Annotated in this window: 10 protein-coding genes; 5 read left to right on the top strand and 5 right to left on the bottom strand. The window is 70.2% G+C overall.

Going from position 1 to position 12,189, the window contains the following annotated elements; translation table 11 throughout:
• Positions 1–163: 163 nt before the first annotated feature.
• Genes hybE through DFQ59_RS07145 form a run of 5 tightly spaced genes read right to left on the bottom strand, consistent with a single transcriptional unit; the run spans position 164 to position 5,602 of the window.
• Complete coding sequence (gene hybE / locus DFQ59_RS07165) at positions 164–724, bottom strand: [NiFe]-hydrogenase assembly chaperone HybE (protein ID WP_114278980.1); 561 nt, start codon at positions 722–724, stop codon at positions 164–166.
• On the bottom strand, positions 717–1,250 hold the full coding sequence (locus DFQ59_RS07160) for a TorD/DmsD family molecular chaperone (RefSeq protein ID WP_114278979.1): 534 nt from the start codon (positions 1,248–1,250) through the stop codon (positions 717–719). The genes hybE and DFQ59_RS07160 overlap by 8 nt, the downstream gene beginning before the upstream one ends.
• Complete coding sequence (nrfD, locus tag DFQ59_RS07155) at positions 1,244–2,203, bottom strand: NrfD/PsrC family molybdoenzyme membrane anchor subunit (RefSeq protein WP_114278978.1); 960 nt, start codon at positions 2,201–2,203, stop codon at positions 1,244–1,246. Before nrfD ends, DFQ59_RS07160 begins: the two co-directional genes overlap by 7 nt.
• A gap of 1 nt (position 2,204) precedes the next feature.
• A complete protein-coding gene (locus DFQ59_RS07150) occupies positions 2,205–2,816 on the bottom strand; it encodes a 4Fe-4S dicluster domain-containing protein (RefSeq protein ID WP_114278977.1) in 612 nt (203 codons plus the stop codon).
• The gene (locus tag DFQ59_RS07145) at positions 2,813–5,602 is read right to left on the bottom strand and encodes a molybdopterin-dependent oxidoreductase (RefSeq protein WP_114278976.1); all 2,790 of its coding nucleotides are present in this window, start codon (positions 5,600–5,602) and stop codon (positions 2,813–2,815) included. The genes DFQ59_RS07150 and DFQ59_RS07145 overlap by 4 nt, the downstream gene beginning before the upstream one ends.
• 360 nt (positions 5,603–5,962) lie before the next feature.
• Here DFQ59_RS07145 and DFQ59_RS07140 point away from each other — a divergent pair, with 360 nt between their 5' ends.
• From DFQ59_RS07140 to DFQ59_RS07120, 5 genes are all read left to right on the top strand, one after another.
• Positions 5,963–7,180: a glycerate kinase type-2 family protein gene (locus DFQ59_RS07140; RefSeq protein WP_245937208.1), complete on the top strand. Its 1,218-nt coding sequence runs from the start codon at positions 5,963–5,965 to the stop codon at positions 7,178–7,180.
• 7 nt (positions 7,181–7,187) lie between these two features.
• Positions 7,188–8,126 carry an AAA family ATPase gene (locus DFQ59_RS07135; protein ID WP_114278974.1) on the top strand — a complete coding sequence of 313 codons (939 nt, stop codon included), beginning with the start codon at positions 7,188–7,190 and terminating at the stop codon, positions 8,124–8,126.
• Between the two features lie 13 nt (positions 8,127–8,139).
• Complete coding sequence (locus tag DFQ59_RS20480) at positions 8,140–9,108, top strand: DUF58 domain-containing protein (protein ID WP_114278973.1); 969 nt, start codon at positions 8,140–8,142, stop codon at positions 9,106–9,108.
• Positions 9,105–11,066 carry a transglutaminase TgpA family protein gene (locus DFQ59_RS07125; RefSeq protein ID WP_114278972.1) on the top strand — a complete coding sequence of 654 codons (1,962 nt, stop codon included), beginning with the start codon at positions 9,105–9,107 and terminating at the stop codon, positions 11,064–11,066. The genes DFQ59_RS20480 and DFQ59_RS07125 overlap by 4 nt, the downstream gene beginning before the upstream one ends.
• A 274-nt stretch (positions 11,067–11,340) precedes the next feature.
• Positions 11,341–12,159, top strand: coding sequence for a ferritin-like domain-containing protein (locus DFQ59_RS07120; protein ID WP_114278971.1), 819 nt, complete (start codon positions 11,341–11,343; stop codon positions 12,157–12,159).
• Positions 12,160–12,189: the final 30 nt, after the last annotated feature.

The following is a 12,189-nucleotide window of genomic DNA, read 5'->3' as shown; positions in this document are numbered from 1 at the left end:
CGCCGATTTCGCAGATTCGATAAAAACAGAATAGCCACGGAGTGCCGAACTTCATGGCCATTCGCGTCGGCCATCCGGCTCTGAGCTATTGCATCTGCCGAGCACGGATCAATCCAATACCCGGTAAATCCTGTCCATCCTGTAAATCCTGTCTATTCAATCTTTAGCTCTGTCCCCCCAGGCCGGTGAAGAACTCCCGGCGCGAGACTTCCTTCTGCCAGCGGCACTCGCGCTGTTTTTCGGCGGCGAAGCGGTCGCGGCGGGCGATCACCTCGCGCCAGGCGGCGAAGGCGGCGTCGGCGTCGGGGTAGGGGGAGAGGTTGAGGATGAGGGGCTGCAGGAGGTGGTGGCCCAGTTCCGGGTGGTGGTTCAGGTGGGCCGTCTGGGTGGCGTTGAGGACAGGAAAAACCATCCGGGGTCCCAGAACGACCGGCTCGGAACCACCGCGTTCGGCGGCGTTCCAGCCGGCGGGCAGGGTCAGCCCCGGGTCGGTATCCCGGAGCCAGACCCGGGCCAGCATCCAGGGGGTGAGGACCAGCGCCACGCCCCAGCCCTCGAGGCGGCGCCAGGCGCGGACCTCGATCGCCAGCGCATGGTTGACGGCGGGATCGTCCCGGTAATGGGCGTGGTAGAGATCGGACTGCGCCGCCGCCAGGGCCGCGCAGGCGGCTTCCCCCGTTCCGGTCAGGGTGACGGGGCATCGCTCCCAGGTGCTGTCAGGCATGGCTTTCTCCACTGAACAGACGTTGCAGCCGGGCACCCACGGCCCGGTAGAGCTGGAGGCGGCTCTCCTGTTCCAGGGTGTCGCCGAAGGCCGGAATCCAGTTCACCAGGTGACCTTCCCACAGCTCCCGCAGCAGGCCGGCCGCATCCGGATCACCGCGTTCGAGCAGGTGGGCGGCGAATTCCAGCGTCGTGCCGAGGTAGTCCGCCGGGAGCCCCGGCGCCGGCGCCAGGCCGGCGCGGCCATAGAGCCCCGCCTGTTCCATGGCCGCGTGCCCATGCAGCTGTCCCTCGCGCCAGGCCGAGGCGAAGGGCGGGCAGGGAGTGCGTGGGAAACCGGAGATGAACAGCCGGGTGTGCTCCGCCTGCCAGTGGGCCAGGGGCTCACGCTCCAGCTCCTCCAGCACCGGCGCCAGCCAGGGCTGGTGCACGGCCAGCCCGCGCACCGCCTCCAGGGACTCCTCGGCCGGTGCCGCCAGCAGCAGGGCCAGGGCCCGCAGCTCCGCGGGTGGTGGGCGTTTCACCATGGGCGGGCGTAGACCCCGGCGGCGAGGAAATAGTGGCGCAGCAGGTAGCCGCCCACCAGCACCAGTACCGAGGCGGTGACGATGGGCATGCGGCTGCCCCAGCCGCGCAGCACCCCCTTCAGCTCCAGCGCGAAGGGCACCAGCAGGCCGAAGCCGATGAAGCCCACCAGCCAGCCCCAGTCGTTCCAGAGCAGTTCGAAGGAGCGGTAAAGGGACTCGGAGCCGGCCCGCATGTAGTGGAAGAAGCTGAACAGGATCACCAGCTCGGCGGCGATGAGCATGAGATCGATCCGTTCGTAGAAGACCCGCAGGCCGTGGTCCTCCTCGCGCCGGACCACCACGTGCAGCACCAGCAGCAGGTAGGCCATGGCGGTGGAGAAGGCCGACACGGTGAACAGCAGCGGCACGCCGGGGTTGTGCCACAGCGCCACGGCCGGGAAGGACTGCAGCAGCAGGCCGGTGTAGACGGCGGTGCCGATGCCGTTGATGGTGGCCAGCCAGCCCACCACCTTGTGGTAGCGCTCGCAGCAGCGGGCCAGGGCGGCGATCCAGCGCAGCCTCAGCAGCGCGCCGACGAGCGGCAGGCGCAGGAAGGCCTCGGAGCGGGCCATGTAGGGCAGCGCGTAGAGCACCCCCCACCACATCATCCAGATGATGAACTGGGTGCCCCAGGCGATCCATGCATCCGGCTTGCGGAACAGGACCAGGGGATTGATGACGCTGAACACCGCCACGTGGTCCAGCAGGTGGAAGAACAGCATGGCGGAGCCCAGCCCCAGCATCACCACGCCGGAGATGGCGCCCCACATCACCAGGCAGGGGTGGCGCTTGAGGTAGAGATCGGTGAGGAAGGTGACCGTGAGTGTCGCGGCCCCGAGCCCGCCGAGGTAGAGATATACGGCGATCCACCAGGTCCAGTAGTCCTGGGTGGCATAGGTCATGGTGACGTCCATCTCAACCCCTCCGCTTCAGGTCGCCGATGTAGTAGACGTTGGGACGGGTGCCCAGGTGGGACAGCAGCGGGCGTGCCACGCCGCTGGCCACCAGCCGGGCCACCGGGTCCTCCGGGTCGTGCAGGTCGCCGAACATGCGCGCCGAGCCGACGCAGGTCTGGACGCAGGCGGGCTCCAGACCCTGCTCCACCCGGTGGGCGCAGAAGGTGCACTTGTCCATGCTCGGACGTTCCCGCTCGAGGCTGCCGTAGAAGTCGCGCCCCCGCTCGATGTCAGCAAAGGTCACCTCGTAGCGGGCGTCGTAGGGGCAGGCCATGGCGCAGGCCCGGCAGCCCATGCACAGCTCGTCGTCCACCAGCACGATGCCGTTGTCCAGCTGGTAGGTGGCCCCGGTGGGGCAGACCGTCAGGCAGGGCGGGTTGTCGCAGTGGTTGCACAGGCGCGGGAAGAAGCGCCGGTGGACCTCCTCGGCGGTGCCGATCTCCTTGTCATGGACGTAGGTGCGCCAGCGGTCCTTCCAGACCGGGGTCTGGTTTTCCATGGCGCAGGCGGCCATGCAGGCGTTGCAGCCCACGCAGGTGTTCAGGTCGATGACCATGGCGTAGCGCGTCATGCCGCACCCCCGCTGTTATCCAGTTTCTGCACCCGGAGGGTGAACTCCTGGGAACGAAAGCCGCCCACCACCGGCTCCACCCTATAGGGCACCAGCTTGTTGGTGGCGGTGCCGAGCCCGTGACTGCGGGTGAGCGCCGGGTTCTCCGCCCCGAAGGAGGAGTAGATGAACAGCGCGTCGCGGTGCACCAGGCGGGTGATGTAGGCATGCCCGGTGGCGGTCTGGCCGGAGCGGGTATTGGTGAGGCGGATGGGATCGCCGGTGACGATGTCCAGCCGCGCCGCCCGGTCCGGGTGGATCCAGATGCCGGTGTAGGTGCCGCCCTTGAAGCGGTTCACCGCCGCCAGCACCGGGTTGTTGCTGTTGGTGGAGGCGTAGGAGACGGTGGGCGTCTTGCCGTAGGTGAAGTAGAACTCGTCCGCGCCGAGGGGGGCGGCCATGTCGGCATTGTCGCGGCAGCGGGCCGGGATGTGGGTGGCCAGGACGCTGAAATGGGGACCCTCCGCGCCCATGCCGCGCAGGCTGTCGAACAGGCTGCTGTAGTACTCGACCCGGCCGCTGCCGGTGGGCAGGGGCAGGCGGCGGGGCATGGCGGCATGCTCCAGCACCTGCTCCCTCGGCTGCTCCGTGAAGATGCCCCGCTCGCGCAGCACCCGGTCCAGCTCCGCGCTGGTGGTGCCGGCGCGCTCGGCGCTGAGACGGAAGGAGACTTCGCGGCAGGCGTGGGTGAATGGGCTGGGCGCCCCCTCGGCCCGCAGCCGCTCCCAGGCGGCCCGTACCGGCGCGGCCGGCATGCCGGTCATCGCCTCCACCCACTCCAGCAGCCGATCCGGATCGCCGCTCAGGATGCGGGTCATCTCCAGCAGGATGTCCGGTATCTCCTCGGTGTCGAAGAGGGGATCGATGGCGGCATAGCGGGTGGTGAGGGCCAGGTCGTGGTTCACGCCGTTGCCGTAGAGCGTCGGCTCGTCCCGCTCCAGGTAGGTGGAGTTGGGGAGGATGACATCGGCCCAGGCGGCGGTGTCCGAGGGCAGCACGTCGATGGCGATGACCAGCTCCATGTTCTCGTGCCCAAGCACCTCCTTCCAGCGGGTGTCGGGATAGTAGTGGCGCACGGGGTTGGCGGCGTTGAGCATGATCGCGCGGGTGCGGTAGGGTTCGCCCTTCCACTCCACCTTGCCCTCCACCGACTCCTTCAGGCCCACGTCGGCCAGCACCGGAAGCGCCACCCACTCCTCGCCCGCGGCCTTCTGCTGGGCGCTCCAGGCCCAGGCCCAGCCGGGCCGGCCATGGGGGAAGTTCTCGCCCTTCGAGAGCGCCTCGATGACGGTATGGGCGAAGGGCAGGCCGGCCAGCGCCGCGAAGGCGGGACCCGGGTCGTGGCCCGCGGCGCGGGCCTCGAACATGCGCGCGGCCTTGTGGTGGAACTCGCCGCTCATGATCCAGCCGCCGGCCTTGTCGATGCCGCCGGTGAGTCCCTGGATCATCGCCTGCACCCGGCGCAGCATCATCAGGTTGCCGTAGCGGGCGCCGTGCCAGCCCGGATCGACGATGGCCGGGCGCGTGGTGCCGAACTCCCGCGCGATGCGGCGGATGACCTCGGCCGCCACGCCGGTGGTGCGTTCGGCCCACTCCGGCGTGCAGTGGTCGATCTCCTCCACCTGCGCCTGCAGCACGGTCAGCGCGGGCCGCCCATCCAGCGTCAGCCCCGCCGGGGCGGCCAGGGCCGGATAGAAGGCTTCGCCCTCGCTGTCGCGCTCGTTGCTGTTGCTGAACGCCGGCACGCTGCGTACCCGGTCGGTGCCCTCCTGCACTACCTGCGGCCGTCCCTCGGCATCCAGCGCCAGCCGCCACTGGCCCCCGGCATCCCGCTGCATCAGGAACGGCAGGTTGCTGTGCAGGCGCACGAACTGCTCGTCGTAGTAGCCTTTCACCAGCATTTCCCGCAGCATGGCCAGCAGGAAGTCGAGATCGGTGCCGGGGCGGATGGCGACCCATTCGTCGGCCTTGGCGGCGGTCTCGGAGAGGCGCGAGTCCAGCGCCACCACGCGCGCACCGTTCTTCTTGCCCTGGGCGAAGCGCACCATGCGGCAGGTGGAGACCGCGCCGATGGAGGCATTGTTGGCCACCAGCAGGATGTAGCGGGCGTTGTCGTAGTCCGGCAGCACCTCGTCATGGATGTTGAAGTTGCCGGTCACCGTGTCGGTGCCCAGGTGGCCGGTGGCCACGCAGTGCTGCATGGGCGAGGCGATGATGTTGGGGATGCCGTTGGCCATGGCGAAGGGCACCGCCCAGTTCATGTAGAAGATGCAGGAGGTCCAGCCGCCCACCAGGGTCCACTCCCAGGGGCGGATGTCGGCCTCCCGGGTGCGCCGCTCGATATAGGCCCAGGCCTCTTCCCAGGTGGCGCTGCGGAAGGCGTTCTCGCCCCGGCGGCTGCCCTCGACCCGGATCAGCGGGGTCTTGATGCGGTCACTGTCGTAGGTCTGGCGCAGTCCCGACTGGCCGCGGGAGCAGATCTTGCCCCGGTTGAGGGTGGAGTGGGGGTTGCCGTCGAGCTTGACGATGCGCTTCACCCCGTCCTGTTCACGGGTGGTGACGCGGATGTTGCAGAGCGACGAGCAGAAATTGCAGATACTGTAGCTGTGGGATTCGCCGGCATCGGCAGCGGGTGCGGCATCGCGCCCGAGCAGCTCCAGGGGCTGGAGCAGGCCCAGGCCGGCGGCGCCGGCCCCGGTGGTCTGCAGAAATGCACGCCGGGTCAGCCGTGGAAACTTCCAGGCCATCAACCATCTCCTCATGGGAAGAGGTGACACATGCCGGAACCGTTATCGGCCCGGCCCTGAAGTCCATCGGCGTCCCCGGTACAGGGTCGTTATGCCCTGCGGATTTTATGTTTTCGGGGCCAGTGGGTCGGCACGGGATGCTTTTCCACACTGGAGGCATGGGTTATACCGGGCCGGGAGCCGGGAATCAAACAAAACTTTAATAATGCCGCCATAAAAAGTAGCTTATTAACAAACACTTATGGACATATGTCAGAATTTACGTATCGTTGCAGCGCAACATGCCGCCCGACCTGGAAAAATATCCATGGGTGGCGCGATTCCGCTCCCCGGCGGTTTGGCCACAGGCGCGGCAGTCCCGTGAACATTCCATCGCGCCAGCTGTTGCTGCGCTGCTATCGGAGCGCCCTGGAGGCCGTCGCGGGAGAGCGTTGCGTGGCGGATGCGCTCGGTCGTCTCCGGCTTGCCGGGCCGCTGTGGCTGGTGGCCATCGGCAAGGCGGCGCCGGCCATGGCCCGGGGCGCCCGGGCGGCCCTGGGGGAGGGCATCGTGGCGGGGCTGGTGATCACCAAGCGCGGCCATTGCGAGCCGCTGCCCTGGCCCTGCCTCGAGGGCGGTCATCCGCTGCCTGACGCGGGCAGCCTGGCGGCGGGCGAGCGCCTGCTGGCGTTCCTGCGCGAGGCGCCCGGGGATGCCTGCTTTCTCTTCCTCGTCTCCGGGGGCGCCTCGGCGGTGCTGGAGGCGTTGCCGGCGCCGCTGGAGCTGGAGTCGCTGGTGCGGGTGAACGACTGGCTGCTGGGTTCGGGGCTGGATATCCACGCCATGAACCGGGTGCGCAAGTCGCTGTCCCTCATCAAGGGGGGGCGTCTCGCGACCCGCCTGCAGGGGCGGCGGGCCTGGCAGCTGCTGATCTCCGACGTGGCGGGCGACGATCCGGCGGTCATCGGTTCGGGGCCCCTGGTCGCGGATCGCGCCGGAGCGCCGGATCCGGAGGACCTGCCCCCGTGGCTGCGGCCCTGGGTGGGCCTGGCGCCACCGGGTCCGGCGCCCGGGGATCCCGCCTGGGCCTCGGTGGAGACGGTGTTGGCGGCCCGTCTCGAGGATGCTCTCGATGCCGCGGAGCGGACCGCCCGGGAGCTCGGCCTGGCGGTGCACCGGCACCGGGAGTTCGTCGCCGGAGACGCCGCAGCGGCGGGCCGCAGACTGGCCCGGGCCCTGTGTGCCGGGCCGTCGGGGCTGCACCTCTGGGGCGGCGAGACCACCGTGCGCCTGCCGGCCGATCCGGGGCGGGGCGGCCGCTGTCAGCAGCTGGCCCTGGCGGCGGCGGGGGAACTGGCGGGGCGGAAGGGTGTCAGCTTCCTGGCGGCCGGCACCGACGGCAGCGACGGTCCCGGCGAGGATGCCGGCGCCCTGGTGGACGGCGACAGCGTGGCCCGCGGGCGGCTCGAAGGCCTGGACGTCGATGATTGTCTCGCCCGCGCCGATGCCGGCAGCTTCCTGGAGGCGAGCGGCGACCTGTTGCAGACGGGGCCCACCGGAACCAACGTGATGGACCTGATGCTCGGACTGAAGGAATGAGGTTGGCATGAACGATTCGGTACGACCGCCACGGGAGCTGCTGGCCCGGGTCATCGACAGCGTGGGCGAGGTGGTGCTGGGCAAGGAGCGGCAGGTGCGGCTGGCGCTGGTCTGCCTGCTCGCCCGCGGACATCTCCTGATCGAGGACCTGCCCGGCGTCGGCAAGACCACCCTGGCCCATGTATTGGCGCGGGTGCTGGGGTTGCGGTTCAACCGCATCCAGTTCACCAGCGATCTGCTGCCGGCGGACATTCTCGGCGTGTCGGTGTTCGAGCGCGAACGCGGCGGCTTCACCTTCCATCCCGGCCCCATCTTCACCCAGCTGGTGCTGGCCGACGAGGTGAACCGCGCCACCCCCAAGACCCAGAGCGCCCTGCTGGAGGCGATGGAGGAGCGGCAGGTGACGGTCGAGGGGGAGACCCGCCCATTGCCGGAGCCCTTCTTCGTCATCGCCACCCAGAACCCGTCCCAGCAGGTGGGAACCTTCCCCCTGCCCGAATCCCAGCTGGACCGGTTCCTGATGCGCATCGGGCTCGGCTACCCCGACGCGCGGGCCGAGCGGGCCCTGCTGGCGGGACGGGATCGCCGGCTGGTGATGGCGGGCCTCGAGCCCTGCCTGGACCCCGGCGCACTGCCCGCCCTGCAGTCCGAGGTGTCAGGGGTGCATGTCTCAGCTGCGCTGCTCGACTATCTCCAGGCGCTGATCGAGCGCAGCCGCACCGATCCGGCGCTGCACTCGGGCCTGTCGCCCCGGGGCGGGCTCGCGCTGCTGCACGCCGCCCGGGGCTGGGCCCTGCTCGCGGGGCGGGAGCATGTGCAGCCGGAGGACGTGCAGGCCGTGTTCGCGGCCGTCGCCGGGCACCGGCTCACCGGTGCCGGGGAGTGGCTGGGCCGTCCGGGAGACATGCTGGCGGCCAGGCTGCTGGACAGCGTGCCCGTTCCCTGAGGAGCGCCGCGCGATGACGGCGACATCCACCGCGATCTACCGCCGGGTGTGGCAGCGCCTGGCCACCCGGCGTCCCCGCGGCGCCGAGGCGGCGATCCTGGATCGCCACCGCATCTATATCCTTCCCACCCGGCAGGGGCTGCTGTTCGGCGCGCTGCTGGTGGTGATGCTGCTCGGGGCCATCAACTACAGCAACAACCTCGCCTTCGTGCTCACCTTCGTGCTGGGCAGCCAGGCGGTCATCTCCATCCTCTACACCTACCGCAATCTCGCCGGCCTGCGCTTGCGGGCCGGTCACCACGGCGAGGTCTTCGCCGGGGGCAGCGCGCGGCTCGCCGTCGTGCTGGAGTCGGATGCCGCCGCCCGGGTGGACGTGACGGTGGCCTGGCGCAAGGCGGAGGAGGGGGCGCGGGTGGATGTGCCGGGCGGGGGCGCGGTGGAAACCCGGCTGGAGCTGCCGGCGCCGCGCCGGGGCTGGCTGCACCCGGGCCGGTTCGTGGTCGCCACGGCCCACCCCCTGGGGCTGTTCCGCGCCTGGTCGTGGGTGGAGCTGGACCTGCGGGTCCTGGTCTATCCGCGGCCGCTCGCCGGACCGGCGAGCGGTGCCGGCGGGGTGGACAGTCCCGGGGGGACGGAGGGCGCGGCGGTGGACGGCCACGAGGATTTCGCCAACCTGCGCGCCTTCCGGACCGGGGACTCCCCCCGTCACGTGGCCTGGAAGGCGGTGGCCCGGGGCCAGCCGCTCCACACCAAGCAGTTCGAGGAGCGGGCGGAGGAGACCCTCTGGCTCGACTACGAGGCCCTCGCCGGGCTGGACGGCGAGGCGCGCCTGTCGCGGCTCGCCGCGCGGGTGACGGAGCTGGCCGCCGCCGGCGCCACCTGGGGGCTGCGCCTGCCCGGGCGCGAACTGGGGCCCGACCGCGGCGCGGGACACCGCCGCGCCTGCCTGGAGGCGCTGGCCCTGTTCGGCGCGGCCCCGTGAAACCCTGGCGCCCCGGCCCCCGCGTCCTCGCCTGGCTGGCGGCGGCACTGGCCACGGTGCTCCTTCCCCATGTGCTGCACCTGCCGCCCTGGGTCCTGCTGCTGTCGCTCGGCGGGGTGGCGTGGTACGGCTGGGCGGCGTTGGGCGATCACCGCCTGCCGCCGGCCTGGCTGCGGGCGATCCTGGCGCTGGGCGCCGCCGCCGCGGTCTACGCCACCCAGCACACCCTGTTCGGGCGCGATGCGGGCGTCTCCCTGCTGGTGGTCATGGCGGGCCTGAAGCTGCTGGAGCTGCGCTCGCGCCGGGACGCGATGCTGGTGATCTTCCTGGCCTACTTTCTCATCGTCACCCAGTTCCTCTTCTCCCAGGAAATCCCCATGGCGGCCTACCTGTTCGCCGCGGTGTTCATGGTGACCGGGGCCCTGGTGGCGCTGAACCGGGAGGGGCGTTCCGGCGATCCCTGGGAACCCGCCCGCATCGCCGGCCGGCTGCTGCTGCAGGCGCTCCCGCTGATGCTGGTGCTGTTCCTGCTCTTTCCCCGGGTGCCGGGTCCGCTCTGGTCGCTGCCGCGGGACGCCCACGGCGGCCAGACCGGGCTGAGCGATCGCATGGAACCGGGCAGCATCAGCCGGCTGAGCCAGTCCGACGCGGTGGCGTTCCGGGTGGCCTTCGAGGGCGCCGCACCGCCACCGGGCGAGCGCTACTGGCGCGGTCCCGTGCTGTGGAGCTACGACGGCCGCGCCTGGACCCCGGGCTGGATCTCCAGCCGTGGCGCCAGCGGGGATGAACTGCAGCCCCTGGGCGGGGCGGTGAGCTACACCCTGACCCTCGAGCCGCACAATCAGCCCTGGCTGCTGGCGCTCGATGTCCCGGCCGCGGCGCCGGAGCGGGCGCGGCTGACCGCCGACCTGCGCCTGCAGAGCCGGCGTCCCGTCACCGAACGTCTCCGCTACCGGGCCACCTCCTACACCGAGTACCGCGCCGGGACGCGCCTGCTCGTCCTCGAGCGGGCCATGGCCCTGCGCCTGCCGGAGTCCGGGGATCCCCGGACCCGGGCGCTGGCGCGGGAGCTGCGCTCGGCCTCCAGCAACGATCCGGACCTGGTGCGGCGGGCCCTGGCCCGGTTCCGCGAGCAGCCCTTCGTCTATACCCTGACCCCGCCGCTGCTGGGGCAGGATCCGGTGGACGGCTTCCTGTTCGAGACCCGGCGCGGATTCTGCGAACACTACGCGGGCGCCTTCGTGTTCCTGATGCGGGCGGCGGGAATCCCGGCCCGGGTGGTGACCGGTTACCTGGGCGGGGAGGCCAACACCCTGTCCGACTACTACATCGTGCGCCAGTCCGACGCCCATGCCTGGGCGGAGGTCTGGCTGCCGGAGCAGGGCTGGGTGCGGGTGGATCCCACCGCCGCCGTCGCTCCCCAGCGGGTGGAGAGAGGGCTCCAGGCCGCCGTCGCGGAAGGCGAGCCGCTGCCGGTGTTCCGGCGTACCGATCAGCAGTGGCTGCGGGATCTGCGCCTGGCGTGGGACACCCTGAACAGCCGCTGGAACGCCTACGTCCTCGGCTACGGCCCGGAGCTGCAGCGCGATTTCCTGGCCCTGCTGGGCCTGGCCGGCCTGGGCTGGCTCGGCCTGGGACTGGCCGGCATCGCCGGCGCGGGGATACTGGTCCTGCTCATCTCCCTGTGGCTGCTGCGCCGCGGCGATGGGGTTCGCGATCCCGTGGTGCGGAGCTACGCCCGCTTCTGCGCCAGGCTGGCCCGGGCGGGACTGGCCCGGGAGACCGGCGAGGCCCCGCGCACCTTCGCCGGGCGGGTGGCGCAGGCGCGTCCCGACCTGGCGGAACCCGTCGCCCGGATCACGAGCCTGTACGAGTCCCTGCGCTACGGCCCCCGGCCCACGGAGGCAGCCACCCACGAGCTGAAGCGCCTGGTGCGGATGTTCCGCGTTTCCGGGTAACCGGAACGATAAAAAGAAAAATAGACAGGATTGACAGGATTAACAGGATCAAAGAAAAACCTGTTTTAACCGCAGATTACGCAGATTACGCAGATTTAAATAAAACAAACAGTCACGTAGTGCTGGCCCGGAACCAGTTCGTGACTGCCGTCCGGGCCACGGTTCTGCCCCTCAAGCACGTAGAACAACTTATTACCTGATACTTAATGCTACATCCTGTTAATCCTGAAAAATCCTGTAAATCCTGTCCAATAATCCTTTGACTCTTGCGAATATGCATCCGGAACGCAATCTGCACGAAGCGGCATATGCCTGCCTGATGGAGCCCGGGGTGGCGGAGAAGTGCGCCGCGACACGGGCGCTGGCGGCGGCGTGGAACAGCGGGCTGTTGGGGCTGGAAGGCGCGGAGCCGGCGGTGACCATCGCCGCGCCCGGGCGCCCGGACCGCCCGGTGCTGGTCTCCCCCCGCCGGTTGCGCCGGCGCGGTCACGGCACGCTGGAAGGCCGCGCCATCCTCCTCCATGCCGTGGCCCACATCGAGTTCAATGCCATCAACCTGGCGCTGGACGCGGTCTACCGCTTCCGGGATCTGCCGCGCGGCTTCTACGACGACTGGGTCCGGGTGGCGGCGGAGGAGGTCTACCACTTCGGCCTGGTGTCGGCGCACCTCGAGTCGCTGGGCTATGCCTATGGGGACTTCCCGGCCCATGACGGGCTGTGGGAGACGGCGCGGGCCACCGCCCATGATCCCCTGGTGCGCATGGCCCTCGTGCCGCGGGTGCTGGAGGCCCGCGGCCTGGACGTGAACCCGGCCATGCGCGCCCGCCTGGCCGGGGCGGGCGACGGGGAGGCGGCGGCGATTCTCGACATCATCCTGCGTGACGAAGTGGGCCACGTGGCCGTCGGCAACCGCTGGTTCCATCACCTCTGCCGGGAGCGCGGCCTCGACCCCTGGGCCACCTTCGCCGGACTCGTCCGCCGCCACCTCAAGGGCGGCCTGCGCGGCCCCTTCCTGCGCGAACACCGCCTCGCCGCCGGCTTCACCGAGGCCGAGTTGGAGGCGCTTGAGCAGCTGGCTGAAGAAAAAGATTGAAATAGACAGGATTTACAGGATTAACGGGAT

It is taken from the genome of Thioalbus denitrificans (assembly GCF_003337735.1).
Classification (GTDB): Bacteria; Pseudomonadota; Gammaproteobacteria; order DSM-26407; family DSM-26407; genus Thioalbus; species Thioalbus denitrificans.
Note: the sequence above shows the minus strand (reverse complement) of the source record. Positions and strands in the feature narration are given on the sequence as shown.